Source organism: Candidatus Regiella endosymbiont of Tuberolachnus salignus, assembly GCF_964020115.1.
In the GTDB taxonomy this organism is placed as follows: Bacteria; Pseudomonadota; Gammaproteobacteria; order Enterobacterales; family Enterobacteriaceae; genus Regiella; species Regiella insecticola.
Window position 1 is genome coordinate 691935 of the sequence record NZ_OZ026542.1, and the last position, 26222, is coordinate 718156.

24 protein-coding genes and 10 pseudogenes are annotated in these 26222 nt (G+C 45.3%); 12 read left to right on the forward strand and 22 right to left on the reverse strand.

The features are described from left to right. Position 1: 1 nt before the first annotated feature. Together istB (AACL30_RS03510) and istA (AACL30_RS03515) are read right to left on the reverse strand one after the other, a co-directional pair. Positions 2 to 799 (reverse strand): IS21-like element helper ATPase IstB, encoded by a 798-nt coding sequence (gene istB, locus AACL30_RS03510; RefSeq protein WP_339058365.1) that lies wholly within the window; start codon positions 797 to 799, stop codon positions 2 to 4. Continuing rightward, the gene (istA, locus tag AACL30_RS03515; protein ID WP_339056344.1) at positions 796 to 1974 is read right to left on the reverse strand and encodes an IS21 family transposase; all 1179 of its coding nucleotides are present in this window, start codon (positions 1972 to 1974) and stop codon (positions 796 to 798) included. Before istA (AACL30_RS03515) ends, istB (AACL30_RS03510) begins: the two co-directional genes overlap by 4 nt. On the opposite strand from istA (AACL30_RS03515), the gene AACL30_RS03520 reads away from it, so the two are divergent. Next, on the forward strand, positions 1973 to 2554 hold the full coding sequence (locus tag AACL30_RS03520; protein WP_339057828.1) for a conjugative transfer relaxase/helicase TraI domain-containing protein: 582 nt from the start codon (positions 1973 to 1975) through the stop codon (positions 2552 to 2554). The genes istA (AACL30_RS03515) and AACL30_RS03520 overlap by 2 nt on opposite strands. A 469-nt stretch (positions 2555 to 3023) precedes the next feature. Here the strand turns inward: AACL30_RS03520 and AACL30_RS03525 are convergent, their stop codons facing one another. The 9 genes and pseudogenes from AACL30_RS03525 to AACL30_RS03560 form a co-directional block, all read right to left on the reverse strand. Further along, the gene (locus AACL30_RS03525; RefSeq protein WP_422389571.1) at positions 3024 to 3422 is read right to left on the reverse strand and encodes a transposase; all 399 of its coding nucleotides are present in this window, start codon (positions 3420 to 3422) and stop codon (positions 3024 to 3026) included. Positions 3423 to 3454: 32 nt separating this feature from the next. After that, entirely contained in the window at positions 3455 to 3661 is a 207-nt protein-coding gene (locus AACL30_RS16330) for a transposase (RefSeq protein ID WP_422389572.1), read from the reverse strand. Further along, entirely contained in the window at positions 3565 to 3819 is a 255-nt protein-coding gene (locus AACL30_RS03530) for a hypothetical protein (protein ID WP_339057829.1), read from the reverse strand. The genes AACL30_RS16330 and AACL30_RS03530 overlap by 97 nt, the downstream gene beginning before the upstream one ends. Before the next feature lie 72 nt (positions 3820 to 3891). Then, positions 3892 to 4011: pseudogene (locus AACL30_RS03535) on the reverse strand (DUF4160 domain-containing protein); the annotation flags it as partial. A 133-nt stretch (positions 4012 to 4144) separates the two neighbouring features. Next, positions 4145 to 6376: a 2OG-Fe(II) oxygenase gene (locus AACL30_RS03540; RefSeq protein WP_339057830.1), complete on the reverse strand. Its 2232-nt coding sequence runs from the start codon at positions 6374 to 6376 to the stop codon at positions 4145 to 4147. A gap of 515 nt (positions 6377 to 6891) precedes the next feature. Further along, complete coding sequence (locus AACL30_RS03545) at positions 6892 to 7257, reverse strand: hypothetical protein (RefSeq protein WP_339057831.1); 366 nt, start codon at positions 7255 to 7257, stop codon at positions 6892 to 6894. Positions 7258 to 7569: 312 nt separating this feature from the next. Beyond that, a pseudogene (locus AACL30_RS03550) lies at positions 7570 to 7743 on the reverse strand (enoyl-CoA hydratase-related protein); the annotation flags it as partial. Between the two features lie 48 nt (positions 7744 to 7791). Next, a pseudogene (locus AACL30_RS03555) lies at positions 7792 to 8825 on the reverse strand (IS481 family transposase); the annotation flags it as partial. A gap of 40 nt (positions 8826 to 8865) precedes the next feature. Continuing rightward, a complete protein-coding gene (locus tag AACL30_RS03560; protein ID WP_422389573.1) occupies positions 8866 to 9285 on the reverse strand; it encodes a glycoside hydrolase family protein in 420 nt (139 codons plus the stop codon). Between the two features lie 219 nt (positions 9286 to 9504). Here AACL30_RS03560 and AACL30_RS16335 point away from each other — a divergent pair, with 219 nt between their 5' ends. Next, positions 9505 to 10893, forward strand: coding sequence for an IS3 family transposase (locus tag AACL30_RS16335; protein ID WP_422389574.1), 1389 nt, complete (start codon positions 9505 to 9507; stop codon positions 10891 to 10893). A gap of 33 nt (positions 10894 to 10926) precedes the next feature. Here AACL30_RS16335 and AACL30_RS03575 read toward each other — a convergent pair. From AACL30_RS03575 to AACL30_RS03590, 4 genes and pseudogenes are all read right to left on the reverse strand, one after another. Further along, positions 10927 to 11466: pseudogene (locus AACL30_RS03575) on the reverse strand (IS110 family transposase); the annotation flags it as partial. Between the two features lie 149 nt (positions 11467 to 11615). After that, positions 11616 to 12951: pseudogene (gene ybaL, locus AACL30_RS03580) on the reverse strand (YbaL family putative K(+) efflux transporter); the annotation flags it as partial. Positions 12952 to 13051: 100 nt separating this feature from the next. Further along, positions 13052 to 13880, reverse strand: a pseudogene (locus AACL30_RS03585) (integrase core domain-containing protein). A 234-nt stretch (positions 13881 to 14114) separates the two neighbouring features. Continuing rightward, a complete protein-coding gene (locus AACL30_RS03590; RefSeq protein WP_339057832.1) occupies positions 14115 to 15068 on the reverse strand; it encodes an Rpn family recombination-promoting nuclease/putative transposase in 954 nt (317 codons plus the stop codon). 153 nt (positions 15069 to 15221) lie between these two features. Between AACL30_RS03590 and AACL30_RS03595 the strand changes: the two genes are divergently transcribed. After that, positions 15222 to 16241, forward strand: coding sequence for an IS110 family transposase (locus AACL30_RS03595; protein ID WP_339057811.1), 1020 nt, complete (start codon positions 15222 to 15224; stop codon positions 16239 to 16241). Between the two features lie 409 nt (positions 16242 to 16650). On the opposite strand, the pseudogene AACL30_RS03600 reads toward AACL30_RS03595, so the two are convergent. After that, positions 16651 to 16971: pseudogene (locus AACL30_RS03600) on the reverse strand (H-NS family nucleoid-associated regulatory protein); the annotation flags it as partial. 46 nt (positions 16972 to 17017) lie between these two features. On the opposite strand from AACL30_RS03600, the gene AACL30_RS03605 reads away from it, so the two are divergent. Next, positions 17018 to 17245, forward strand: a complete 228-nt coding sequence (locus AACL30_RS03605; protein WP_050749334.1) for a hypothetical protein — start codon at positions 17018 to 17020, stop codon at positions 17243 to 17245. A gap of 525 nt (positions 17246 to 17770) precedes the next feature. Here the strand turns inward: AACL30_RS03605 and AACL30_RS03610 are convergent. Next, positions 17771 to 17935, reverse strand: coding sequence for a hypothetical protein (locus AACL30_RS03610; protein ID WP_339057833.1), 165 nt, complete (start codon positions 17933 to 17935; stop codon positions 17771 to 17773). Between AACL30_RS03610 and istA (AACL30_RS03615) the strand changes: the two are divergent. From istA (AACL30_RS03615) to istB (AACL30_RS03625), 3 genes and pseudogenes are all read left to right on the forward strand, one after another. Then, positions 17934 to 18896, forward strand: a pseudogene (istA, locus tag AACL30_RS03615) (IS21 family transposase); the annotation flags it as partial. The gene AACL30_RS03610 and the pseudogene istA (AACL30_RS03615) overlap by 2 nt on opposite strands. Positions 18897 to 19146: 250 nt before the next feature. Beyond that, positions 19147 to 19359, forward strand: a complete 213-nt coding sequence (locus tag AACL30_RS03620) for a hypothetical protein (RefSeq protein ID WP_339057834.1) — start codon at positions 19147 to 19149, stop codon at positions 19357 to 19359. Next, a complete protein-coding gene (istB, locus tag AACL30_RS03625) occupies positions 19356 to 20153 on the forward strand; it encodes an IS21-like element helper ATPase IstB (RefSeq protein WP_339058365.1) in 798 nt (265 codons plus the stop codon). The genes AACL30_RS03620 and istB (AACL30_RS03625) overlap by 4 nt, the downstream gene beginning before the upstream one ends. 39 nt (positions 20154 to 20192) lie before the next feature. Here the strand turns inward: istB (AACL30_RS03625) and AACL30_RS03630 are convergent, their stop codons facing one another. Further along, the gene (locus AACL30_RS03630) at positions 20193 to 20369 is read right to left on the reverse strand and encodes a hypothetical protein (RefSeq protein WP_339057835.1); all 177 of its coding nucleotides are present in this window, start codon (positions 20367 to 20369) and stop codon (positions 20193 to 20195) included. A 156-nt stretch (positions 20370 to 20525) separates the two neighbouring features. On the opposite strand from AACL30_RS03630, the gene AACL30_RS03635 reads away from it, so the two are divergent. Next, on the forward strand, positions 20526 to 20681 hold the full coding sequence (locus tag AACL30_RS03635) for a hypothetical protein (protein ID WP_339057836.1): 156 nt from the start codon (positions 20526 to 20528) through the stop codon (positions 20679 to 20681). Here AACL30_RS03635 and AACL30_RS03640 read toward each other — a convergent pair. Then, positions 20674 to 20952: pseudogene (locus AACL30_RS03640) on the reverse strand (integrase core domain-containing protein); the annotation flags it as partial. The gene AACL30_RS03635 and the pseudogene AACL30_RS03640 overlap by 8 nt on opposite strands. Before the next feature lie 120 nt (positions 20953 to 21072). Beyond that, positions 21073 to 22260 (reverse strand): group II intron reverse transcriptase/maturase, encoded by a 1188-nt coding sequence (ltrA, locus tag AACL30_RS03645; RefSeq protein WP_339057837.1) that lies wholly within the window; start codon positions 22258 to 22260, stop codon positions 21073 to 21075. 310 nt (positions 22261 to 22570) lie between these two features. Between ltrA and AACL30_RS03650 the strand changes: the two genes are divergently transcribed. Then, on the forward strand, positions 22571 to 23074 hold the full coding sequence (locus AACL30_RS03650; protein WP_339057838.1) for an IS110 family transposase: 504 nt from the start codon (positions 22571 to 22573) through the stop codon (positions 23072 to 23074). On the opposite strand, the gene AACL30_RS03655 is transcribed toward AACL30_RS03650, so the two are convergent. Then, a protein-coding gene (locus AACL30_RS03655; RefSeq protein WP_339057458.1) for an IS3 family transposase occupies positions 23035 to 24575 on the reverse strand; the annotation gives its coding sequence in 2 pieces (ribosomal slippage) (positions 23035 to 24101 and positions 24101 to 24575; 1542 coding nt in all). The two genes, AACL30_RS03650 and AACL30_RS03655, sit on opposite strands and share 40 nt — an antisense overlap. Positions 24576 to 24664: 89 nt before the next feature. Here AACL30_RS03655 and AACL30_RS16340 point away from each other — a divergent pair. Further along, positions 24665 to 24850 (forward strand): annotated as a pseudogene (locus AACL30_RS16340) (IS3 family transposase); the annotation flags it as partial. A 602-nt stretch (positions 24851 to 25452) separates the two neighbouring features. Here the strand turns inward: AACL30_RS16340 and AACL30_RS03660 are convergent. Beyond that, positions 25453 to 25593, reverse strand: coding sequence for a hypothetical protein (locus tag AACL30_RS03660; protein WP_339057839.1), 141 nt, complete (start codon positions 25591 to 25593; stop codon positions 25453 to 25455). A 53-nt stretch (positions 25594 to 25646) separates the two neighbouring features. Here AACL30_RS03660 and AACL30_RS03665 point away from each other — a divergent pair, with 53 nt between their 5' ends. Next, positions 25647 to 26045: a hypothetical protein gene (locus tag AACL30_RS03665; RefSeq protein WP_006704785.1), complete on the forward strand. Its 399-nt coding sequence runs from the start codon at positions 25647 to 25649 to the stop codon at positions 26043 to 26045. After that, the gene (gene lysC / locus AACL30_RS03670) at positions 26017 to 26199 is read left to right on the forward strand and encodes an Rz1-like lysis system protein LysC (RefSeq protein WP_043913686.1); all 183 of its coding nucleotides are present in this window, start codon (positions 26017 to 26019) and stop codon (positions 26197 to 26199) included. Before AACL30_RS03665 ends, lysC begins: the two co-directional genes overlap by 29 nt. Positions 26200 to 26222: the final 23 nt, after the last annotated feature.

A 26222-nucleotide genomic window follows, 5' to 3' on the forward strand; every position in this document is an offset into this window, starting at 1 on the left:
GCTAATTTTCCTGTTGGGTTTCTATTCCAGGCGCCTGGATAATATCAGTCGTTTTTATAGGCAACATGCCTGCTTTGCGTTTATTTTTGAGTCGATAGCTTTCTCCTTTAATATTCAATGTGGTTGAATGATGTAAAAGCCTGTCTAAAATCGCAGTTGCTAAAATGTGATCACCGAATACGTCCCCCCAATCAGTAAAACTTTTATTTGATGTGAGAATGATGCTCGCCTTTTCATAACGACGGCTCAATAACCTGAAAAATAGGCTAGCTTCTTCGCGATTCATCGGTAAATACCCGATTTCATCCAGTATTAATACCCTGGCATAGCACAGTTGCTGAAGTTGGCGTTCCAGACGGTTTTCTTGCTTTGCCTTCATTAAGGTACAGCAGAGTCTATCCAGAGGCATAAACAATACCCGATGCCCAGCTGTAGCTGCCTTGACAGCCAGCGCTATCGCCAAATGCGTTTTCCCTACCCCAGGTGGGCCTAACAAAATGACGTTTTCATGATGTTCGACAAACCTCAGCCCCGCCAGCTCGCGGATAATTTTCCTGTCTATACTTGGTTGGAAAGTAAAGTCAAATTGCTCCAAGGTTTTTATCCACGGCAAACGTGCTTGTTTTAACCGCGATTCCAAGCCTTTTTGGTGACGCCCGTTCCATTCCTGGGCTAATGCCTGCTGGAGAAATTCACGGTAGTTCAGTGCTTTCTTGGTGGCTTCTTCACATAAACTCTCCAACGCATCGCCCAGGTAATCCATTTTTAACCGTATCAACAAGTTTTCCATTTCCATCAGAGTAGCTCCTCATACACACTGAGCGAACGAGACGCTACTCGATTGACCTGTTGCCAAAGGGCTTGATGATGTTCTGGCACCTTTTGCCAGCCCTGCGTTACCTCCTGCAAGAGATGCGTCGCGAGCAGTTGCTCATCGCCGTAAATACGTAGCGTATTATCTAAACCGATACGAATATTAACCGCACGACCACACCAGAATGAAGGCACGCTATAGCGATTACCTCTGACATCGATATAGCTGTCCCATGCCACTTGTCGTAGGTCGAAGTAGCTGGTATCGAAATCAGTCGCAGGGAGTGGCATCAAGGCTATTTTTTCCTCAGCAAAACGATTTTCCGGTGTCTGCTTGAATTGACGAAGATGACGCTGGTCTGCCACTTTCGCCAGCCACATCGCTAGCAGTTGATTAACATGAGCGAAACTCTCAAACTGACGGTAGCGAGTGAAAAAATTGTGTTTAACATAGCCCACCATCCGTTCGGTTTTGCCTTTCGTTTGCGGTCGATAAGGCTTACAGGCGCGAGGGCTAAACCCATAGTGATTAGCCAGTTGCAGGAAGCCCGCATTGAACTCGATGTGGCCATTTTGTCCATGTTTGATAACAGCGGCTTTTTGGTTATCTACCAAGACATTTTTTACGCTGCCACCGAAGTAATTGAAGCTGCGAACCAGCGATTCATACGTGTGCTCAGCATCTTGCTTAGGGGCAGCAAAGACATGAAAGCGACGCGAAAAACCGAGCGTATTAACGGCAAAATTAACCGTACAGGCAGAGCCTGCCACCTCAACGATGATTTCTCCCCAATCGTGTTGAAGTTGATAACCGGGGAGGGTTTCAAAGCGTACCGTGTTTTTCGAGGCCCTGAGCGGACGTTTGGGATGTATATAACGTCGGAGCATCGCACTCCCACCCCGGTAGCCTTTTTCACGGATTTCCTCAAAAATAACCGCCGCATTCCAAACCTGTTCACTCAACCTTGAATCGATGTAGTCTTTAAAGGGCTCGAGTTTAGCAACCTGTTTTTTACCGCGTTTTGCTGTTGGCGGCGCAGGATAGCTAATGTGCCGTCTCACCGTTTTTTCTGAACACCCTATCTGATGGGCAATATCAACAATAAATGCCCCCTGTTGATGGCGTTGTTTTATCATGTAGTGGTCCTCTCTTCTTAGCATGCTTATTTCCCTCATGGCTTTGTCACCACAAAGGAAACTGCATTCTGGCTTGAGTGGACAAATTAAATTAGCAATTTACGGTCTTTTATCATTAGCGCTGACAAGTAAAATAGAACTAAACCACCAACCACGGGTGCTGGGCAGTCAGGATGCCAGATTTGCGGGCTTACAGATCAGTCGTAATGGCGAAACGCGACTCGCAGCGGATATCCAGCAAGCTATACGACTCGCGCATGTTTACCCAGAAAGCGGGGTGATAATCCGTTTATCAGGTGTTGGGATACCCAGTAACGTTAACCGTATTACCGGTAATATTCTGGTTCCTGACGATAAAACCCTGAGTCAGGCACAAACGCAACCTGAACGAAAAAATCAGGCGATAGCTATCGAAAAAGCAGCGAAGATCATCCAAGAAGAAACGGCACAGAATACATTGAAATCAATGAAATCGGATCCATCAAATCAAGATAATGGTGCACTCAATAAGGTTGTACAAGGTGTTACCCAGACAACATTGTCTTTTGAACGCTTGCATAAGCTGGAACGAGACAGTGTGAAGGAGAAGCTTTTTGGGGAATGAATATTTTTCACACTACGGGAAAAGTTTCATACTCTATTTCTATCTTTTATATCGTAATTTGTTAACAGTGCCATATCTAAAGAGGCAGATTGAACACCAGTTACAAGACCAAAAAATTGGCGATTGCTCACACGCAATTCAAATATTATATCGATATAGCCCATCAATGGTTATTAAGCTGCTTAAGTGGCCGCCATGAAAAAGTCTGATATTTTTCTCACTTGCATTGTAAATACAAATCGGATATAAGTCTTCCAGGATGTTATCATTATGAGCCAGTCCACATTCTCCTTTTGTCATCTGGAACCCCTGCTCAATCTGCCAACACTGACCGGCCACTTGAACCAGCGTTTCCAGCGAGGCCTTCTCCCTTGGGGCAAAGACCACATAATAGGCTCGTTCATCCGGTTTTTTCCTGTGCCGTCTTATCAGCAAATGTTGGCTGCAAACGAAATAGAGGAGTCAGCGCTCAGTCGTACCAACGCTCTCCCTTACTTCCTGCGCCCGCTGAAACCGAACGCCAGGCTTTATTCGGTAATGCGTTAGCCATTTCCTGGGCTTGCGTGCAAACAAATGGCTGACACCACAGTGGTTCATTACAAGGCACTGCCAACACAAAGGGCTGCTGGTTCTCTTCCCGCCAACGACGCAGATGGCGATCTCCTCCATAAACACAGTCTGCCGTGACCCAACTTGCCGGTATACCTGCATCAAACGCCCGCGCTAACATTTGGCGGGCTAATTCTGGCTTACTGCTAAAGTCGGCTTCATCAGGGATACCTGCCTGTCGGCAACGTGCTGTGTCTGCTATCCACGTTTTTGGCAAGTATAACTCTCGATCAATAAAAGCACTGCTTCCCTTTCCCACATAACACAGGAATACACCAGTCTGGCAATTTTCTACCCGCCCCGTTGTACTGACGTTGTACCCCCTGCTGAGTGTCGGCCTTTTTTGATGAACCCGGTTTCATCCACAACAAGCACGCCATCTGGAGAACTCAGATGCTCTACTACCCAATCACGTAGCACATCACGCGCTGCATTCGCATCCCACTCAGCACGTTCAAGTAAATATTGATACCATGAGGCGAGCACCCACCCAGCCATTCCGCCAGTTGCCAGCTGGTTTTTCGCTGACACTCGCTCAGTAATGCCTTTACATAGCCTGCTGCTCGTTCACGGGTTTCACAACGATGAAATAAATTCCCCAGCCTGGTCGTTAATTTGTCAAAAATCGCTAATCCACCAAAATCATCTAATAGCATAGGGTAAAATACCAACAATCTCGAGGTTCTTCATTATATATGCATTAACTACGACTGTAGTACTAGGCCTATCAACCAGAATTTGGCTTCATTGTTCAGCATTTCTAACATGAATATGGAGGGGTTCCTGTGGGTCGCCCTCATTCGAATAGAAAAAAACATATGGCCTTTAAATCTCAATATGACTGGCATACCCTGACTTACCTTTATCAGTTTCATTCGAACATGGGGTATGACTATACCGCATTTTTCTTGTACGCCGTATTGGTTACATGTTGTGTTCAGGAGTGAGGGTGAACATCCACTATCTTCGTTATCCGAAAAGCTATGTACGACTGCTTTCCATCCCTGAAGCAATCTTTATTCTTTCGAACCTTTCTTGTGCTTGTTTATAGATTAGATCACTTTTCGTTATGATCAACTTGTGGGGAGAGCCCTGTTTTTTTACCTCAAAACTGATGGGTAGTGTGGTCTCCTTGATATTGCGTATAATATGTTCGCGATGCGGGGCGGCAAGTGGCCATATCTTGGTGGATTCGGTTTTCGATTTCACAAATTCCATGACTACTTTGCAATAATCACAAGTGCAGGCTAATTTGGCGTCGAGTGACCAATCGTCTTTGCTGCGCAATCCTTTATTTAATTCTTCATGGATACCTTTTTCTACATGCATTTGCAATAAACTGTATGCAGATGACAGGTTGTTAGTCCTTTTCTTTTGCAAATTCAGCACGAGATCTGCTAACTCTAGCTCTGGATATAACTGCACATGTGAGATAACGTGCCTGACGATTTTTTCAGTTGCTACATGATCGACAACCACATCACAGGCATACATTATTTTTGTGAGTGCTGTTATTCGTCTGTTTAGCGATTTCATGCACTCAACAGGTGTGAGCGGTCGCTTGTCCATCCTGATTATGGCTTCAACATGATAACGTACCAGAAAAACCGCTAGCTGCATGTCCCCGCCCTGAGTTATAAAATTGTGTATCAACTTATCTATATCTAACTGAATTTGTGTTGTAGCACGTCGATGGTAATCCTCTTGATCACGCGCTTGCCAGGTCTCGAGTAATCTCAGGCACCAAGCAATGCCATAAACATTTTGTAGTTTAATCAATGCTTCAAGACCGCTTTCTTTCCCGCTGACTGAAATGGAAAATTCCTTCAGCAAGGTGCAGGCTAGTTCTTCACTTTGAAGATAGACGGCGATCTGAGTGAATGATATGAAGTACTTTTCTTGAGCTTCCTGTTGGCGTCTGTGGTACAAAAAACGACCGGCTTGATTGATCATATCAATGATAGGCTCCGCGCAACCTGGCTTTTGCGTCAGGCTCACGATATCGGCAAGTGCTTGATCGTAATCGAGAATGAAACACATCGATATATTATCCGCTTCACGCCACAGAACTATTGCTGCACGCCGGTACCAGTAATCTATCGTATTACCGTAATTACCCATCCAACCCTCGTATTGAGAGTCACTCAAATCTTCTTTTTGCGATTCTTTTGTCCAACAAATTTCATCATCAGAAAAATAGTTATCCCCATATGACATTGGCCTGTTTTCCGTATCAAGCCAGTAGACAAGCGTGGTATCACCGTCAACCAGTTCCTCCGGCTCTGGATCATTTTCATCTCCATAGGCTGCCCAGGATTCGTGGATATCCGCTAGCGCGAGATGAGGTATCAGGCCAAGCTTCCTCGCTGCATGCCTAAAAGCCTGTGCATTCTGATAATCAGCGCCTTTGAGTAGATCCCATCTCAAACTATGCTCGGTATAACTGTGGTCAAGAAAATACCCCAGTTTGATTGGCGTATTTCCCTGATTTATTCGCGAACTAAAATAATCCCCAAGCGCTTGTTCAAGATTTTTGTTAACATATTTTTCCTCCTGAAAAGGAAGAAGTTGAGCGGGTTCAAGAACAACGTTGTAGGTCAAAGCAAGCCGATAGCCTTGCTTTATTTTTTCGATTTCATGCTGGCAATCCGCATAAAATACAATGCACTTCAATGTCTGATCAGCCAGATTTTCTGATGTGAATCGATACTGTTGGCCTGCATGAGTGATGATCAGATCTCCCCCAATATGTGCTGACGGGAGCACCACGATCAGAGTCGCGATCATGCCATCGATTTTTTCTGAATCCTGATGTGCTTTGAAAAACTGTCCCGGAGTGTAAATCAGCATATTATGCAAATGGGGCGTAAGCACCGCATTTTCTGGCAAGCCTAAAGTACTTCGCATACCCTCCAACATGTTGTGCATTATTTCCCTGTCATACGTGATGCGCAATTGATCAGCAGGAATTTCATGCGTATCACGTACTTTTTTATCCAGCAAGGTTTTCTCACGCAAGCCAAATTTTGCGGGCGATGAAATCTTTAATAAACATTCGACAACATGCACATCAAGCGGCATGGAAATATGGCCTAGCCCTTGGACTTCTATTGAAAATACTTGTGGATCAAGAGTATGCTCGGCATAAAATTCTGGGTAATCCTTGGTGTGGTACGTCTCTTTTTCAAGCGCTTGTATGATCTTCGAAATCATGATGCTTTCATCTCCCCCATTTTTATAGAGCAACATAATAGCAAAGCGAGTGTCGGAGAACTGTCTTCCGGACGGCATAAAGGAGACTGAGATAGCTCAATGTGTTCGTAGTCTATTCCATAATGTTGTCGGTAGTTATTTTCTGGGTTCTGTTGCTGCTAGGCTGCTACCACTGGTTTTGATAACAACGGGCAGTGTAGTGCGCACGCTGTGTGTCTTACCCAAAGGAGGGTTAGGGTTCAAAAGGTATTACTAAGAGTATGACCGCTGTTTTTCTGCTGCATATTATCATCAAGAAGATCACCGAGTAACGGTGTTTGTCAATGTGGAAGGTGTTGTGACGGTTGTTACTCCAGCGTTGTACTGTTCTGACTGAAATTCCAATGGCCTGGCATGCCGGTGCCTTACGAGCCCCCTGTTTCATCGCATCTCTGAGCATATCAATTATTTTATGCCGCTCTGGGAGAGGTATCAGGCGTCCTCGCTGTTGTCCCAGAGGGCATTGAACTTTTCCCTTAACACACCAGTAAGGCTGCCGTTTCCGCAAGCGCCTTTTCTTTTCTGGCGAGTTCTTTTTCAAGTTCACGGATCTTTTGTCTGTATTCTTTGACGACTTTATCAACTTTATGATTATTTAGGGCTTTCAGCTCATGCGCCTGGATCGAAACCGTTCGCCGTTCCTTAACCTGTTCAACAAACAATCCTTTATATCGACAGTATTCGGCCAGCTCAATTTCAGACATCACTGCGCTTTCGATAACCACAGCAAAGCGCTGCTCGGGGGACCAACCTTCGTTATTCTTTAAAAACCGCTCATCTTCACATAATAGGCCATCACTCATTAACTCGTTTCTCCATCTTGAAACAACCGAAGGGCTCACGTCTAGCTTCTTCGCTATTTGCCGGTGAGACCAATTATACGGAGGTTGAAGCTAGAGCAACCCTTGTTGCTTGATATTGATAGGCACGGGGTTTGCTGGCATGTTGTTCTCCTTAATACTAACAGGCGACAACTATGCTGACACAGGGGGTTACTGAGTGATCTTCTTGATGATAATATGCATCTGTATGGGAGAATAGCATAAAAAAGCGTGGGGCATCAAGGATTACGTTTAAATTTGATAAAATCCGGTCGACGCTTCTCTATAAAGGCATTGCGTCCCTCCTGCCCCTCTTTGGTCATATAGAACAGCACGCACTGTCTGATCACCACCGGAGCAAAAGGCTTTATCCCCCGCGCCAGTCAGAATAATCACGCCAATGTTCGCATCATAGCGGGCATAGCTTAACGCCAAGATCATCTCTTTCACCGTCAGTGGCCGGAACGCATTACGCACTTGCGGCCGGTTAATCGTGATTTTGGCGATATAAGCCATGGAATTTGTCAGATGAATCTGACTGTCCGATGGTTTAAATAAATTATCGAGTTGTTTTTCTTTTACTAACTCTGTTGATGCAATCCAAGTTTCCCAGGGGGTTTTGCCATAACAATACCTGCCTGAATGAGGTCGCTCTGTGTTGTAGAATGTGAGCCATTTATCGATGTCTTGCTGAATGTCTTCCAATGATGAATAAATTTTACGCGGAAACATGACGTCATAACATTCATTTTTCATCGTTTTATGAAACCGCTCACAGAACCCATTGGTCTGCGGGCTGTACGCTTTTGTCCGCGTATGTTCGATATCTTCTCGCTCCAAGTAAAGCTGATAGGCATGGTTTTCCTTTTTACCCGAGTATTCTGAGCCTCTGTCAGTCAGGATACGCAATAAGGGAACCGCTTGCTCATCATAGAATGGCAGCACCTGGTCGTTTAACACATCTGCTGCAACCAAGGCATTTTTCTCTGTATAGACCTTAGCAAAGGCGACTCTGGAATAGGTATCAATAAAGGTCTGCTGATAAATTTTACCGACGCCTTTAATGTGCCCCACGTAGTAAGTATCCTGAGAGCCGAGATAGCCCGGGTGTTGCGTTTCAATTTCACCCTGTGCTTCCCGTTTATCTTGCACTTTTTCCAGTGCTTGCAGCTGGGCTTCGGTGAGTAAATATCCCTCCTGCGCTACCTTAGCTTCCAAGGCAGAAAGGCGTTTCTTGATATTTTCTAGGTCATGGCGCAACCAAACCGAGCGAACACCACTGCCCGAAATCATTATCCCCTGTCGGTTGAGTTCATTCGCTACGCGGTGTTGTCCATAAGCAGGATAGTCGTAAGCCATATTCACCACCGCTTGTTCTATATGCGGTTCTACCCGGTTTTTTTCGAGTGGTTTTTTACGACTTATCTCTACCAGCGCTGGTTCACCTCCCTGCTCAACAGCTTTTTAAACCGGTAATAGCTGTCCCTACTGTAGCCCATGACTTTACACGCTGACTGAACATTACCCAATAGTTTCGCCAGTTCCAATAAGCCTAATTTCGGTTTGATTATTTTTGCTGTTTGATTCATTTCTAACACTCCTTCACGTTAGGATAAACATAGCGAAATGTCAGATTAAATTCAAACTTTTACAAATGAAGAATGATTTTTTTGCCCGCGCATTTTTCTTTCCAAATGCATCGTTAAGCCATTTGTTGCATTCTGCTTGGGTGTAAGTTTTATTGAGTGCAATATCGTTTCCCGTGTGCCCATAACAGACAGAAAGTACGCCACCACCGTCAAAATAGGGCTTATATCTCACTCCTTCAAAGTGATTTATCATTCTAGCGGCCAGGGTCACGGCGCCACCTGTCTTTTCATGGTGGGTTAGCTGCGCCCACGCGGCGTCCCTTTCAATGCGCAGTGCTTGATTAGATCGTTTCAGTTGCCGGTTTTCCTGGTACTGAGATTGGATCGTCATCGCGAGGGTGATCAGGGTAATAAGTAACAGCGTTCCCACCAGGGTTCGCCAACTAAAGGTCAGGTTCATCGATCCCCCTTTGGCATTTAAAAACGCTTATTTTTAGCGGATAAGGTGCCATCATGATTATATTTCCTCTCTATCGGTATCCCCCGCTGAAGGCGGGGCGCGGTGCCATAATACGTTGGATGGATATGTAATGATGTGATGGACACCCCTCTCTAGCACTTAGCAGAGAAAGTGCCAGACTTGAGTTATTTCCAATTAATTCAAATAGGGGCATCCATCATGGATAATATTAAAGTGGTTGGTATAGATTTAGCAAAATCTGTTTTTCAAGTCTGTGTCTGGCTAGAGAATGGTTCTGTTGCCTGGAATCGTAAACTCTCACGCAGTAAGCTGCTGGATACTGTGCGCCAGTTTCCTGAAGGGACACTCATTGCGATGGAAGCCTGTGGAACGTCCCATTATTGGGGGCGAACTTTTAATGAGATGGGCTATAACGTTAGGCTGATCCCCACGCAACACGTGAAAGCCTTAGCACGCCATCAAAAAAACGATGCCAATGATGCGTTAGCAATATGTGAGACAGCATTTCGACCAGGCATCCATTTTGTCACGGTTAAAACGATTGAGCAGCTGGATATCAAAGCTCTCCGCAGTGCGCGTCAATTAATGGTTGAACAGCGCACAGCCCTTTCAAATCAAATTCGGGCATTAGCTGCAGAACAGGGCATTTCAATTCCTGTTGGTATCAACATTTTGCAACAACAATTGCCTGAGCTCCTAGAAGATGTGGAAAACCGCTTATCCTTCGTGTTACGTCGTTTATTGTCTTCCCTGTTGGAGAACATGCATTCACTGAATGAGCATATCAGCACGCTAACTCAGGAAATAGCGGCGCTCTGTCAGCAGCAGCCCCGGTATAAAGCCCTTCTCGCTATCCCGGGAGTGGAGCCGCTTATTGCTGCTGCCTTTTTAAGTGAAGTGAATGCTGGCCAGTTTAACAATGGTAGACAACTTTCTGCCTGGTGTGGTTTGATCCCACGACAAAACAGTTCTGGTGGTAAAACCATGCTCTCCTCAATCGCCCGTTATCCGAAGCGTTACCGGGTGACAACAGACAGTCAGCATAACCACACGATTGCCCCCAATCTGCTGGACCGGCAATTTACCGTGAACACACCCAATAAGGTGTGGACAACCGATATCACCTACATCCGTACCTATCAGGGTTGGCAGTATCTCGCTATCGTAATGGATTTATACTCACGCCAGATAGTAGGTTGGGCCCTGGCAGCGCATATGCGGACTGAGCTCTGTTTAGCGGCGCTACAAATGGCGTATTGGCGTAGAAAACCTAATAAGGGGCTAATTCACCACTCAGATAGAGGCAGTCAGTACACCAGTCGTGAATACGGGCAGCATCTGTCGGTTAGGGGCATGCAGGCAAGCCACAGTAGAAAAGGCCAGTGCTGGGATAATGCCCCCACAGAGCGCTTTTTCCGCAGTCTGAAATATGAATATTTGCACTACGAAGTGCTGAAGGGTCACCATGATGCCAAGCTCAGTGTGTTGGACTATTTGGCTTATTACAATAGTAAACGTCCCCACAGTGTACTGGGATATCTTTCTCCCATGGAGTTTGAGCGAATACCATTAATCAAGGTGTCTTAAAAAAGTGTCCGGTTTTACTTGACCATTACATTCTTCCAGCATAGTGATAAGGTATGGAGTCAGTCGTGCCTTCAGGTGCTCCAGCGCCCATGGCAGAGATTTATCCAGTGAAGCCCGACCCTTACTTATTGTTTCGCCGAATTCCAGCAACATGCCATGCAGAGCATTAATCTGGGCGGTTCTAAATTTTACTAATTGGCGGCGTATTCTGTGCAGTGCCAGTACTGCCTGCTGTTCTTCGGTTTTTACTGCAATTGCCTCGCCGGGTTGTTGCACTGCGAGCCATATAGCACGGGCATCCATCACATCATTCTTGTTACCTATCAGAAAGACTTTTACAAAACGAGCCTGAAGCAGGCGAACTTTATGCCCCTGCTTTTCCAGTTCATGGGCTCAGTGCTGAGAACCACCACACGCTTCCATCCCTATCAGGCAGGGCGCCCGGTTACTGAAAAACGCTAAAAAGGCCTGGCGACGGAGCGGCTTGTCAACTACCTCACCATTGTGCTCGTCGATAAAGTGGAGCTGAATCACATGTTTTGCGATATCTACGCCAACCGGTGTATATTTCATTTTGTGGATCCTCCAGTTTCTGAGAGCACTGTGCATCCCGTATGGGCACAATGATGCCGAAAATCTGTGAGGAGCCACACCTCACTTTTCAGTCTCGAGCCCTTGGTTAAGTGGTTGGGATGCGTTCATATAAACGCCCTGGGAACAGTCACTATTAGCGATATCCCTTCAGCATTGAGCCTTGTCCCCAGCAAACTGCCCACGCGGCCATAACCCACTAATACAGCCTGGTTGCATAAGTTAAGGGAAATCTGTTTTTTTTTCTTCAACGGTCTCTTCTAAAATTTGGTCTTTCGTTGTTTCCGTATTACGCAAATAGCGCTCAAATAGACTAAAGAGTAGTGGATTGAGCATAATGGAAAGGATCGAACTGGCCAGTACCAGATTTCGACCATATTCAGACAATAAACCGAGAGAGCCCCCTAATCCTGCTAAAATAAATGCGAACTCACCAATTTGCGCTAAACTCGCCGAAATCGTTAGGGCTGTGCGTTTTGAGTGACCAAATAAACGAACAAGTATAAATGCTACAATTGATTTTCCAAATACGATAATACTCAACGCAGCAATAATCGCTAAGGGTTCACGCACTAAGATTACCGGGTCAAGTAGCATGCCAACCGAGACAAAAAATAATACGGCGAAGGCATCACGTAGCGGTAAGGTATCCTGAGCGGCTCGGTGGCTAAGTTCAGATTCATTCAATACCATACCAGCAAAGAAGGCACCCAACGCGAAGGAGACATCAAACAGGCCTACTGCGCCATAGGCAATGCCTAGCGCAAGCACCAACACAGCCAGTGTGAACAGTTCACGTGAGCCGGTGCACGCAATTTTAGCCAAGATCCAAGGAACCAGGCGGCGGCCAACAACTATCATTAATGTGATAAAAGCGATGACCTTACCGATGGTAATAGCCAATTCGGTAAGTAATTGCTGGGTACTGCTATTTTCGTTCCCTAAGACACCTGAAAAAGCAGGCAGTAGTACTAACGTTAGCACCATAACCAAATCTTCTACGATTAACCAACCAATAGCTATTTGCCCACGTTGGCTATCAATCAGTTGCCGTTCTTCCAAAGCGCGTAATAAGACTACTGTGCTGGCCGTCGATAAACATAAGCCGAATACCAGCCCGGTCACATGATCCCAACCTAATAAATGCGACAGACCGATCCCCAACAGGGTAGCGACAATAATTTGAGCGATGGCGCCGGGAATGGCGATAGATTTTACTACCAGGAGATCGTTAAGAGAAAAATGGAGCCCAACGCCAAACATTAACAAAATCACACCAATATCTGCCAGTTCTGGCGCTAACGAGAGATCAGCAATGAAACCTGGCGTGAAAGGTCCAACCAAGACCCCTGCGGTAAGGTACCCTACCAGGGGTGAAATGCGCAGGCGATGAGCCAGTGTTCCTAAGAAAAAGGCGACCACCAGGCCGCCAACTATCGTGGTGATTAATGGGGTTGAGTTGTGCATCCAGATTCCTCTGACTTGTCATGACCAGGTACCGAAAGTGTCTCCAGCTAGATAGGTCACATAAGCTTTGATATGAAGTGAAGTTGTCAGGTTGTATGATTCATAGACATCGTTTCACTTTTTGAAGAGCAAGATCGAGCTTGTAATTTTGCTCCTGAATGCGTTCCTGTTCTGGACAGTAATTAGCAATAACCTCGTCTGAGAACGGAGTCTGATCAGAGAGTTCAAAATAGCGCTCCATCGGCGTTTTTCCGTTATGGGCGCTATGAGAACGTTGTCAGTTATAATAATGCTGCCATTCTGCTAACAGGTCATCCAAGTTGCTGGCTGTAAGATCCACCGTGGCGTAGAACTCTGCTTTGTCTGTTTTTTGGGAACGCTCAACTTTGCCATTAAAGGTGCGGGGATGCCGGTTTGTTCGGACGGAATTTAATCCCATATTCTTTTAGTTTTTCCTGTGCTTTAATGGCAAAAAATTCTCTTCCCCTATCAGTTTGAATACGTTGTATTGGGAAAGGCATTTCCTCTACAACGCAATCTATAAAATCCAGCGTGTTTGCCGCAGTACGACGGTGATAAAGCCTTAAAACTCTGTAACGAGTACAGTCATCAATGGCCGTGTACTAGTATAAACCAGAACCGATTTCGCAGGTACCCACCTGGAACCCCATCACCTGGAACAGGACGTTCATCGCGAATGAAGTCCGCTTTACGTCGAAATTTCACGACAGGTTTAACTTGATTTGTAGTAGCTCAAACTTAACCCACCCTCCCCCGCTCCTGGTATCTACGCCACCATTTGCGTAATGTGGTGGGGCGCGAAATTCCGCAACGACGGCATAGTAGCATTTATACTTGTCTACCCCCGCATCACCTAATGTCTCATAGTGTTCTATCCACTGCAGTCGTTGCGGAATTTCTCTGTTCATAACGATTATTATAGTGAAACGATGTCCATGAATCACACAGATAATGTCGTGATTTGATCACCGCGCCATTGTTCGACCCTACCTGTGAGAGGGATGAGGCGTTAACGCCTCACCCTACTCGATATGTGAATATTACATTGTCTGTACTTGTAAAAAAGTTAACCCAGCTTCCGCTAATAAGCGACTTTTATTGGCTTGCCCATGTCAATGGGTCATGCCGTCTCAGCTCCCTGCCTAGGCCAAGCTGTCAAGTTCTTCGTCAGACAGTCCAGTGCATCTTTTAATGACAGCCCGATCTAGTCCGTCACCGAGAAGCTGTCTGGCAATTTCAAATTTAGTTTCCTTGCTTCCCTGTTGTATGCCCTGTTGCATACCTTGTTGTATGCCCTGTTGCATACCTTGTTGTATGCCCTGTTGCATACCTTGTTGTATGCCCTGTTGTATACCTTTTTCAGTTGCGTCGTCTATTTTTTGTGCAAGTATGGCTGCTTCATCACGAACTCGCTTAAGCTCTCGTTCGTAATTCATCAGCTCAGATTCTGTCCAATAAAAACGGTCTAATTGCTCATAGGCATCTTCTATGATAGTGTCTTTGCCGATCACGTGTTTAAGGCATTCAGGTCCTGTCTCCGCCGCATATTTGAAAAAGTAACACCACTTTTCTGTTATTGATTCAAGATCTTTCGGGTTGCTCTTCTTAAACTTAGGTAATTCTATAAACGTGAAGGAAAAATCTTTTAAATCATGCTCACCACTGTCACGATCAAGAATAATGTGATCGGATTTATACTGAGTCTTCTCCGGAAACAAGGTACAATCTGCAATAGCAATAAAGATAATCTCTTTCAGGTTCTGATATTCGTCACCCCTGTTTGCCTGTTGAGAGTAGGCTTTCGCCGCATAATATTGCGCCCGTTTTTCAAATCCTTTCGTCTTGGCAACCTGCATTTCGATAATGTAGCGTACCCCCTCATCATCTTGGCAGAGTACATCAACGATGCTTTGCTTTTTAGCGGCGATATCGGGGTCTTGTATCGTACTTAAAAAAGTAACAGAGGTTATCTGTTTGCTACCGGAAAACCCTAAAATATCATTTAAGAAATGCATAAGAATATCTTTGTTCTTTTCGGTGCCGAAAATTTTTCGGAAGGCTACATCATTCTTGGGGTCAAGGTATTTGGATAACATAGTTAAATTTCTCCTAAAGTGCACCCGCGTTCTATCATATTGAAGATGATTGGGCTTAGCGAATGAAAGGGACTTCCCCTAAATTAAGGTTACTGTCCGCACTTTTGTGCCATTATGGGGAAGATAACCAAAATTCGAATATAGGGGAAGACTATGATTATTACAACCGTTGGGATAGACCTTGCTAAAAATGTCTTTGCTGTTCATGGTGTTGATAAAAATGGTATTCCTGTTCTCGTTAAGCCTAAAGTGCCTCGAACCGCATTGCCAGAGCTAATTGCTAATTTACCTCCTTGCACGATCGGCATGGAGGCCTGTTCCGGCGCACATTACTGGGCAAGATTATTCACGCGGTATGGTCATAACGTCCGACTCATGGCGCCTAAATTTGTTTCTCCTTATCGCTTAGCAGGTAAAGCCGGGAAGAATGATGCGGCGGATGCGCTGGCGATTTGTGAAGCGGTTCGTCGGCCACATATGCGTTTTGTTCCTGTTAAAGATGAAGAACAACAGTCAATGCAATGCTTGCACCGTACCCGACAGGGATTTATTGAAGAGCGGACTGCATCTTATAACCGTCTTCGTGGATTAGTCTCTGAATTTGGTTTCATTGCACCACAACGTACGGAATCGTTACGCCGCCTGGTTGCAGAGCACAGGGAAAACCTACCAGGATGGGTCCGGCAGTGCATCGATACTCTGCTAGAACATATTGATGCCATCGAGTTGAAAATTGCTGAGTATGATCGCATCCTGGCAACAATCGCTAAGCAGGATAGCCGCAGCCAAAATCTGATGAAACTCAAAGGGGTGGGTCCAACAACGGCGAGTGCGCTGGTTGCTAGTATTGGCACTGCTCATGATTTTAAAAATGGGCGTCAGTTGGCAGCTTGGCTCGGTTTAACACCGTCACAGTACAGTAGTGGGGGAAAATCCAGACTGGGAAAAATCACCAAAGCGGGTGATGCCTACTTACGCACCTTGCTTGTCCAAGGAGCACGTTCTGTCATGATTGGTGTGGAGAAGAAACAAGATCCTTTCAGTCAGTGGGTGAGTTCGCTGATCAACCGCCGAGGTTACTGGCGTACTGCTGTGGCAATCGCAGCCAAAAATGCCCGTTTATGTTGGGCGTCCCTGTTTTATGGTGATGACTTCAGGTTCTACAATAAGTAATTTAATTGACGCAGTAAAAATATCTTATCTGAACTGTCAGCGTTGATGTAAAAGGGTTAGACCCCCGTGAGGCATTTCTGTAAAAGTACTGGATATTATTATCCGTTTAGCGAACGAGAATCTCACGAGCGTCTTTCATCAGGGTCCGAATCGATAATGATTCATCATGGCCGTTTATAGTACCGCAGTCTTATCCCTTTAACTTCAGTGATAGATAGCCAGACAGAATAAAAAACCGGTGTTGACTAATCGGGGAAGCCCTTATAGTACGTTTTCGTTCCATTGGACAGTGAATCCCTGCTTTGCCTTCTCTTTACTTGCTCTGAGGGCAGAGTATTCAGAAAATTTTCTTATTCTTGCTTTTTTAGCCATCGAATACCAGTCTATGCCGGATCCTTCTCTTTTTTGTTCAATCAATTCTTGCGGAAATCAAAAACGCATCAAGGCTGCGTCCGGCTTTCAGGGCTTCTTCAATAAGCTTTGGCTGGCGCCCTTGCCCTGTCTATGTTTTTGTTTCACCATTCTCGACAAATTCGTATTTGGCGGGAGCTGCTAGTTTTTTTCTGCGCTTCTTGTTGATTGTTACCGCTGAGCCTAACAGATCTTCAGCGGTGAAACCTTCTTTTTCGATAAGCTGCAAAAGCTTCTGGCGTTTTTCCTCTCGCGCCGCACGTTCTGCCGCTTCTTTTTCTGCATCGGCGCGGCTCTCTTCAATCACTGCGCCCAGCTTTAGTAGCACGATAGAGCCACCGACCCAACGCGATCAGCACCTGGAAATGATCCAGAACAAGGGGCGACTCGCCTGGCAAACAGCCCTAAACTACGGTCAACGAGTCTTGGTTGAGACCATGATGGGGTGTTACAAAACACTGATTGAACCTCGTCTTCGGGCTCGCGGATTGGCTGCACAGAAGACGGAAGCATCGATAGGTGTTGCCGTTCTTAATCGGCTTTTGGCCGCAGCAAGCACTCATTCCGCCTGTAAGGAAGTGACAGAGTCATAACCCCTTGGGGGAAGTAACAACCTTCACACCTCTATGCACCAACGCCCCCTTTATCAACAAATTCGAGTCACGACCTACATTTTCTATCAGTTTTAGGCATCACAGCCAAGAACGTTAAGCACATGGGAAAAGACTTGCTCATCACGGATCAAAGCGTTATGCCCCAAATTTTCATCATGAATGACGATGTTGTTTGCTCCAGTCAACTTGGTACTAGATGGTACTAGATATTGAAACAACTTTGTCTGAAGAATTACTAGAACTACTCCCTAACATATCAAAAAATGATGGATCATCTCCGGTTGAGCTAATTGTTGTGTATTTTGTTGGCTCGGGGGTTTCTGTTCCTTCGTTGAGCTTTCTTATTACATAGGAACTCGATTGCATATCGGCGCCTCCTTGGTCGGAAGTGAATAAGTTATTAATCGTTAAACCGATCCCTCTTATGCTATCTAAACCGTGGTTGGAGCCAGCTATAGATATCCAATTACGTACCTTTGTTGAACCTCCCCCAAATTTGATAAACTACCTTGTTGGCAAGCTACCAAACGAATGAGCTACAATATCAACTTTGCTCGCTCCCGTTGTCAGCGCTAATGATAAAAGACCGTAAATTGCTAATTTAATTTGTCCACTCAAGCCAGAATGCAGTTTCCTTTGTGGTGACAAAGCCATGAGGGAAATAAGCATGCTAAGAAGAGAGGACCACTACATGATAAAACAACGCCATCAACAGGGGGCATTTATTGTTGATATTGCCCATCAGATAGGGTGTTCAGAAAAGACGGTGAGACGGCACATTAGCTATCCTGCGCCGCCAACAGCAAAATGCGGTAAAAAACAGGTTGCTAAACTCGAGCCCTTTAAAGACTACATCGATTCAAGGTTGAGTGAACAGGTTTGGAATGCGGCGGTTATTTTTGAGGAAATCCGTGAAAAAGGCTACCGCGGCGGGAGTGCGATGCTCCGACGTTATATTCATCCGAAGCGTCCACTCAGGGCCTCGAAAAACACGGTACGCTTTGAAACCCTCCCCGGTTATCAACTTCAACACGATTGGGGAGAAATCATCGTTGAGGTGGCAGGCTCTGCCTGTACGGTTAATTTTGCCGTTAATACGCTCGGTTTTTCGCGTCGCTTTCATGTCTTTGCTGCCCCTAAGCAAGATGCTGAGCACACGTATGAATCGCTGGTTCGCAGCTTCAATTACTTCGGTGGCAGCGTAAAAAATGTCTTGGTAGATAACCAAAAAGCCGCTGTTATCAAACATGGACAAAATGGCCACATCGAGTTCAATGCAGGCTTCCTGCAACTGGCTAATCACTATGGGTTTAGTCCTCGCGCCTGTAAGCCCTATCGACCGCAAACGAAAGGCAAAACCGAACGGATGGTGGGCTATGTTAAACACAATTTTTTCACTCGCTACCGTCAGTTTGAGAGTTTCGCTCATGTTAATCAACTGCTAGCGATGTGGCTGGCGAAAGTGGCAGACCAGCGTCATCTTCGTCAATTCAAGCAGACACCGGAAAATCGTTTTGCTGAGGAAAAAATAGCTTTGATGCCACTCCCTGCGACTGATTTCGATACCAGCTACTTCGACCTACGACAAGTGGCATGGGACAGCTATATCGATGTCAGAGGTAATCGCTATGGCACTGTTAACAAAGTGTATTCATTTAACTTATTGAAATTATTATAATTTAAATGCATTCAAAGTAAACGGTTCCTCTTTAAAAAAAACAGATGAATCGATTTTTTATGGCAGCGATCGGCGAATTCTCTCAATGATGAAGCCGATCACAAAAAGTATTATTTTTATCTCATCATTATTTTATGCGTCCTAAATATTTTTATAAATTCTTTTTTATTCAATAATTTAACTTTGTTAACAGTGCCATAGCGTGCCTTCATTCTGGTGTGGTCGTGCGGTTAATATTCGTATCGGTTTAGATAATACGCTACGTATTTACGGCGATGAGCAACTGCTCGCGACGCATCTCTTGCAGGAGGTAACGCAGGGCTGGCAAAAGGTGCCAGAACATCATCAAGCCCTTTGGCAACAGGTCAATCGAGTAGCGTCTCGTTCGCTCAGTGTGTATGAGGAGCTACTCTGATGGAAATGGAAAACTTGTTGATACGGTTAAAAATGGATTACCTGGGCGATGCGTTGGAGAGTTTATGTGAAGAAGCCACCAAGAAAGCACTGAACTACCGTGAATTTCTCCAGCAGGCATTAGCCCAGGAATGGAACGGGCGTCACCAAAAAGGCTTGGAATCGCGGTTAAAACAAGCACGTTTGCCGTGGATAAAAACCTTGGAGCAATTTGACTTTACTTTCCAACCAAGTATAGACAGGAAAATTATCCGCGAGCTGGCGGGGCTGAGGTTTGTCGAACATCATGAAAACGTCATTTTGTTAGGCCCACCTGGGGTAGGGAAAACGCATTTGGCGATAGCGCTGGCTGTCAAGGCAGCTACAGCTGGGCATCGGGTATTGTTTATGCCTCTGGATAGACTCTGCTGTACCTTAATGAAGGCAAAGCAAGAAAACCGTCTGGAACGCCAACTTCAGCAACTGTGCTATGCCAGGGTATTAATACTGGATGAAATCGGGTATTTACCGATGAATCGCGAAGAAGCTAGCCTATTTTTCAGGTTATTGAGCCGTCGTTATGAAAAGGCGAGCATCATTCTCACATCAAATAAAAGTTTTACTGATTGGGGGGACGTATTCGGTGATCACATTTTAGCAACTGCGATTTTAGACAGGCTTTTACATCATTCAACCACATTGAATATTAAAGGAGAAAGCTACCGACTCAAAAATAAACGCAAAGCAGGCATGTTGCCTATAAAAACGACTGATATTATCCAGGCGCCTGGAATAGAAACCCAACAGGAAAATTAGCAAAAACTGGACATTTTAAAGTAGCAAAAAGTGGTCAATCTAAAGTAGCGTTGACACCGTTTCGTTCAACACACTATTGATATAATTATCGAAAAGCGGGCTAAGCTGTTCATTGATAGATTTATGAGTATCATTACGATAATCCCAGGCAAATAAATGAGAATTTTGGTACCCAGCTTGATAGAGCTCCAGACACCAGGGTCTGCACCACCCCATGTACGAAAACAACAGGAATTGAATTACAATTATAAGCCATCTTAGACCTCCGCAAGAAAATAAATTAAAATAAAGTCAGTGTATAAATAAAGATTAGATTTTTTCATCTGACAAACCTATCAGATGTGGGCTGCATAACATCAGATAATAAGGGTATTGGGTGAGCTTCTTGATGGTAATATGCATGCCGCAGGCAATCGAAATGAATCTCCGTTGTTGCGTAAAACATTACTGTCAACGCTACTTTTTTTTATCTTAGCACTGACATTACCGATATTATCAGGCATTGCACAGGGTGTAGTGGTCAAGTAAAATTGGCCAGTATCTTGTGTTTCTCCCAGTACAGCCGCTCGGATTCATTTGGTGTTAATCCGCCGTTGTATTGATGAGGGCGAGTTTGACTGTAGTAGCCGATGAGATAATCAATAAGATCTCGTTTTGCTTCTTGCCCAGTTGGATAGCCTGCTTTGGGTACCCATTCGGTTTTGAGGCTTCTGAATAGGCGCTCCATAGGAGCGTTGTCCCAACAATTCCCTTTGCGGCTTAGACTTTGGGTCATACGGTAGGGTCGAACAATGGCGCGGTGATCAAATCACGATATTATCTTGATTGCTCCCGTTTCCATCGCCCGCCTCGTCAAACGCAGCATGCGGTTTTCCCGCACTACGCTTACCTGACAATTTCATACCAAAGCTTATGTGACCTATCTAGCTGGCGACACTTTCAGTACTGGGTAATATCTAATCTTATAGTCTGAATATAAACCTAATTTTTGATAAAACCCTTCCTTACTCCATCTCCCCCAGCCGAAGCCTTGCCGTCGACGCGCCTTCATTAAATGACGCCTCGCTTTCTTTTCTACCCAATCTTTAACGTAGGTAAAACATCGACTTGAATTACCGATCCTATAATAATTCACCCAGCCTCTGAGTATCGGATTGATGAGATAAATGACCCGATCAATCGGTTGAGACTGATGGCGTCTGAACACCGCTTTTAATTTCTGTAAAAGCCGTGTTCTCGCGTCCATCTTCGGTGTTTTCATGACGCCCCATTTCCCTTGCTTTGTTTTCGTTCTTCTAAAAACAAAACCTAGAAAACTGAAGGAGTCATCTTGCTTCAGCTCAACTTGTCGTGTCTTTTCTAAATTAAGTGTTACTCCCAACTTCATGAGTTCTTCTTTCAGTCGTTTGTAGACACCCACTGCCAGCCAATCCCATTTTCTATGGCTGTCGATCATTATGATAAGATCATCCGCCCATCTCGCGTATTCAATATGCTGATATCCATCCGTACCTGTTACCGCCTTTGCTCGTTCAAGCATCTTGTCTACCTCATTGAGATAGATATTGCTCAGTAGTGGCGACAACGGACCGCCTTGAGGTACCCCACATTTCCCACCTGCTTTCAGTATCAGCTTGAGTAGCCGCATGACTTCTTTGTCATTCACGCGCGTTGCTATTTTGCTTAACAAAATATCGTGGCGCACGGTGTCAAAATACGATTTGAGATCGACATCGATGACTCGCGTCATATTCTTGATAGTTGCTACTGTTACCTGTTCTACTGCTTCAGCAGCCGTTCGCTTGGGGCGATAACCAAAAGAGCCCGGCTGGAAATCTGCCTCGAATATCGCTTCTAGAATGAGTTTGACTGCACCTTGCACTACGCGGTCTCGAATAGTGGGAATACTTAACATCCTGGATTGCCCTCCAGCTTTCGGTATCGCCCGTTTCCGATTCCTCAATGGGTAGTAGGTCTTGGAGAGTAAATCCTTCCTGATGGATTCAAGAAAGTTGTCTACCCCTGTGGACTCAATTTCTTCAAAGGTCACACCATCTACTCCTGGTGCCCCCTTGTTTTCTTTCGCCAGCTTATAGGATGTGCGCAACGTTTCCATCTTACCAACATGAACATAAATACCCCAAAATCGCCAAGACTTATCAGCCTTCGCTTTGATGTATATCTTCCTTCTTGTATATTGAAATTGCCTGTTAATTCTGATCACCTTAATAGGTGGATAGAGGGGTCGTTCTTCCGAATAAGGTGATGAAGCACCGTACCTGAGTCATGACCCTCTATCCTATTTTGATATAGGCCGGTTCCGAACAGATGTCATGAGGGTTTAAGACGCCTCGAATTACAAGTAGGGAAAAAGTCTATTATTTTTTCAATTCGATTATACAAAAGGAAAGGGCAACATGGGAGAGTATATTGGTATTGATGTTGGAAAAGCCACGCTTGATGTGTGTTTTTCAGATAAAGTCACTCCCCTTTCAAACTCGGCTTCATTAATAAAAAAATGGGTGCAAGAAATCAAAAAAAATAGGAACGTTGAACGGGTTCTCTGTGAAGCCACCGGGGGGTATGAAAGAACCCTTGTCAAAGCACTGCGCGCCCAACAGGTACCCGTATTTGTTGAGCATGCCAATAAAATTCGCGCTTTTGCTAAAAGTAAGGGCCTGCTGGCTAAAACGGATAGAATCGATGCTCAGCTTATTAAAGATTATGCCAGCACAATGAAACCACATCCTAAACAGAATCAATTATCTGAAATTGCTGAAAAAGTAAGCGATTTACTGAAACGACGTCATCAATTACTGGATGACAAAATGCGTGAAACCTCTCGCGGTGTTTGTCAATGTAGTTGTCGCTTGAAACTGTTTTATGCAGCACTTACTTCCGGATTCAGCATCACTTCATGAATAAAATTCCAGTTACGACAGCCTTTGCTCCAACGTTCGGGTTTTTTAGCTCGAGCTAATTCATAGATGGCTTTCCGTTTAGCTAATATTTCTTTATCTGCCTCCCTATGACGTTCATCTGGAGTAACGTACTTGATACCACTGTGTTTATGTTCAAGGTTGTACCCGTTCACAAACTGAGCTACCCAGGCTCTGGCATCATTGAGTAAAGTAAACCCCTCGGCTGGCCACTGGGGACAATATTTCACCGTTCGAAACAAGGATTCGGAATAAGGGTTATCATTGCTGACTCGTGGGCGAGAATATGAACTGATTCCCCCCAGATCGTACATTTTCGCCAACAGGGTATAACTACGCATGGGGCCACCATTATCTGAATGAAGAATGATTTTTTTGCCCGCGCATTTTTCTTTCCAGATGCATCGTTGCAGTAGCTCTGCAGCCTGTTCGCCGGATTCTTGTTCAAAAACGTCTGCCCCCACAATTTTCCGACTGAAAATGTCCATCATCATGTAGAGGTAAAGATGCCGACCTTTTATAGGTGTTGGCAAATAACTACTATCCCAGGACCATACCTGATTCGGTGCTGTCGTTTTTTGTGCGCCTGGACGTTTATAACTTCTCTCTCGACGTCTAGGTGTTAACAGTTTGTTCGCTTTGAGCACGCGATAAAACGTAGACTCAGAGGCGATATAAATTCCCCTATCAGCCAGCGTCGGAACGATGACATTCGGAGGGAAACTTGAAAACTCTGGTGAGTTACAGATTTCCATGATCCGCTGTCGTTCAGCATCAGACAATTTGTTGCTGGGGGCATTGCGAACGGCCGTTGACCGTTTGTCGGCCAGGGGAGCGTTGTGACAATTGTTGCGCCAGCGTTGCAGTGTTCTGACTGAAATCCCAATGACCTGGCAGGCTTGCGCCTTACGAGCCCCCTGTTTCATCGCATTCCTAAGCATATCAACTATATTAAGCCGCTCCGGGAGAGGTATTAGACGTCCTCGCTGTTGTCCCAGAGGGCATTGAACTTTTCCCTTAATACCAGTAGCGCTGCGGTTTCCGCCAGCGCCTTTTCTTTTCTGGTGAGTTCTTTTTCAAGTTCACGGATCTTTTGTCTGTATTCTTTGACGACTTTATCAACTTTATGATTATTCAAGGCTTTCGGCTCATGAGCCCGGAGCGAAGCCGTTCGCCATTCCTTTACCTGTTCAACAAACAATCCTTTGTGCCGACAGTATTCGGCCAGCTCAATTTCAGACATCACTGCGCTTTCAATGACCACCGCAAAACGCTGTTCGGGCGACCAACCTTCGTTATTCTTTAAAAACTGCTCATCTTCACATAACAGGCCATCACTCATTAACTCGTTTCTCCATCTTGAAACAACCGAAGGGCTCACGTCTAGCTTCTTCGCTATTTGCCGGTGAGACCAATTATACGGAGGTTGAAGCCAGAGCAACCCTTGTTGCTTGATATTGATAGGCACGGGGTTTGCCGGCATGGTGTTCTCCTTAATATTAACAGGCGACAACTATGCTGACACAGGGGGTTATTCGGTGATCTTCTTGATGATAATATGCAAATGCCCCCACAGAGCGCTTTTTCCGCAGTCTGAAATATGAATATTTGCACTACGAAGTGCTGAAGGGTCACCATGATGCCAAGCTAAGTGTGTTGGACTATTTGGCTTATTACAATAGTAAACGTCCCCACAGTGTACTGGGATATCTTTCTCCCATGGAGTTTGAGCGAATACCATTAATCAAGGTGTCTTAAAAAAGTGTCCGATTTTACTTGACCACTACATCTGCTGTTGGTGCAACAAAATCGCTGAAGACGAAAGCATAGTATCAGGGTCTTTCCTCCACAGGGTAAATGCTGAAGTCGTCGGTGAGTAAAGCCCTAACGACAGCGGCTTTTCATATTGCATTGGGGGACAATACGCAGAATGTTTGCGATGTTGAAGCAACAGTTCAACTCGCCGAGCACTGAAAGAATAATCGGCGATCCCCCACTTTCGAGGGAGAGCGAGTAATTTTTTGAGCATGATCATTTTCAATAGATAAAAAGTCAGAAAATGATTTATATCTCAGTTAGCTACGGCGTTCAGCACCAACATTATTTGCGGAAGAGCCCAATCTAAAGTAGCGTTGACAAAAACAGTTTCAGGCGACAACTACATTGACAAACACCGATCCGGAAGTCAGAAATGCTGGCCGCGAAAAAAAGTAAAAAATACTGATGCGATCCGCAAAAAGTTTGTTAATGTGATAAATAAACGCGATTGCGTAGGTGGATGATCCCGGGCACCCCCGCGATCATCTCCCCCCGCAGCGTATGACCTGTACTGAAATTCCCTTCGTCACAGAAAAAACGCGTCATACCGGTCGACGCTCAAAAAATCGCTTGAGGTGCCCCGCCGCACGCCCGCGGGCGGTTCTCGTCATATCCATCCAACGTATTATGGCACCGCGCTCCGCCTTCAGCGAGGGATACCGATAGAGAGGAAATGTAATCATGATGGCACCTTATCCGCTAAAAATAAGCGTTTTTAAATGCCAAAGGGGGATCGATGAACCTGACCTTTAGTTGGCGAACCCTGGTGGGAACGCTGTTACTTATTACCCTGATCACCCTCGCGATGACGATCCAATCTCAGTACCAGGAAAACCGGCAACTGAAACGATCTAATCAAGCACTGCGCATTGAAAGGGACGCCGCGTGGGCGCAGGTGACTCACTATGAAAAGATTGTTGAGGTTTTTAATAAAATAGTCGGAGCGACACAGGATGCACACCAAAAGGCCGTTCGGGATTCTTCCCCTCGCATTATCACGATACGGAAGATTATTACGTCGGCGCATTGTGCACATTTGCCTGTGCCTGCTGCCGCTGTTAACCGGTTGCGTGCCCACGCAGACCAAATACCTGCCCGCCCCGCGCGTGCTCATCCCCGCCACGTTGCTGGGTGACTGTCAGGTGCCGGTCATCCCTGAGCACATGACGTGGGGCGATAGTGTGCTACTGAATGAGCAACTGCTGCTGGCTCTGGAGCAGTGCAATCAAGATAAGGCGGCGTTAAGGCAGATTGAGACAATGAACAATCCCCGACACACTGCTAAATGAGGTAAAAACAGGGCGATTGATGG

What these genes read in the sequence shown, in the direction of transcription:
- AACL30_RS16330 (WP_422389572.1), bottom strand. Translation starts at nt 3,661, where the DNA reads ATGGCTGGGTGGGTGCTCGCCTCATGGTATCAATATTTACTTGAACGT.
- AACL30_RS16335 (WP_422389574.1), top strand. Translation starts at nt 9,505, where the DNA reads ATGGATAATATTAAAGTGGTTGGTATAGATTTAGCAAAATCTGTTTTT.
- AACL30_RS03520 (WP_339057828.1), top strand. Translation starts at nt 1,973, where the DNA reads ATGCTTATTTCCCTCATGGCTTTGTCACCACAAAGGAAACTGCATTCT.
- AACL30_RS03590 (WP_339057832.1), bottom strand. Translation starts at nt 15,068, where the DNA reads ATGTTATCCAAATACCTTGACCCCAAGAATGATGTAGCCTTCCGAAAA.
- AACL30_RS03605 (WP_050749334.1), top strand. Translation starts at nt 17,018, where the DNA reads ATGATCCAGAACAAGGGGCGACTCGCCTGGCAAACAGCCCTAAACTAC.
- istA (WP_339056344.1), bottom strand. Translation starts at nt 1,974, where the DNA reads ATGCTAAGAAGAGAGGACCACTACATGATAAAACAACGCCATCAACAG.
- AACL30_RS03595 (WP_339057811.1), top strand. Translation starts at nt 15,222, where the DNA reads ATGATTATTACAACCGTTGGGATAGACCTTGCTAAAAATGTCTTTGCT.
- AACL30_RS03660 (WP_339057839.1), bottom strand. Translation starts at nt 25,593, where the DNA reads ATGATTACATTTCCTCTCTATCGGTATCCCTCGCTGAAGGCGGAGCGC.
- AACL30_RS03650 (WP_339057838.1), top strand. Translation starts at nt 22,571, where the DNA reads ATGGGAGAGTATATTGGTATTGATGTTGGAAAAGCCACGCTTGATGTG.
- AACL30_RS03530 (WP_339057829.1), bottom strand. Translation starts at nt 3,819, where the DNA reads ATGCTATTAGATGATTTTGGTGGATTAGCGATTTTTGACAAATTAACG.
- AACL30_RS03665 (WP_006704785.1), top strand. Translation starts at nt 25,647, where the DNA reads ATGAACCTGACCTTTAGTTGGCGAACCCTGGTGGGAACGCTGTTACTT.
- AACL30_RS03630 (WP_339057835.1), bottom strand. Translation starts at nt 20,369, where the DNA reads ATGGGGTGGTGCAGACCCTGGTGTCTGGAGCTCTATCAAGCTGGGTAC.
- AACL30_RS03610 (WP_339057833.1), bottom strand. Translation starts at nt 17,935, where the DNA reads ATGCTTATTTCCCTCATGGCTTTGTCACCACAAAGGAAACTGCATTCT.
- AACL30_RS03540 (WP_339057830.1), bottom strand. Translation starts at nt 6,376, where the DNA reads ATGATTTCGAAGATCATACAAGCGCTTGAAAAAGAGACGTACCACACC.
- AACL30_RS03560 (WP_422389573.1), bottom strand. Translation starts at nt 9,285, where the DNA reads ATGAACCTGACCTTTAGTTGGCGAACCCTGGTGGGAACGCTGTTACTT.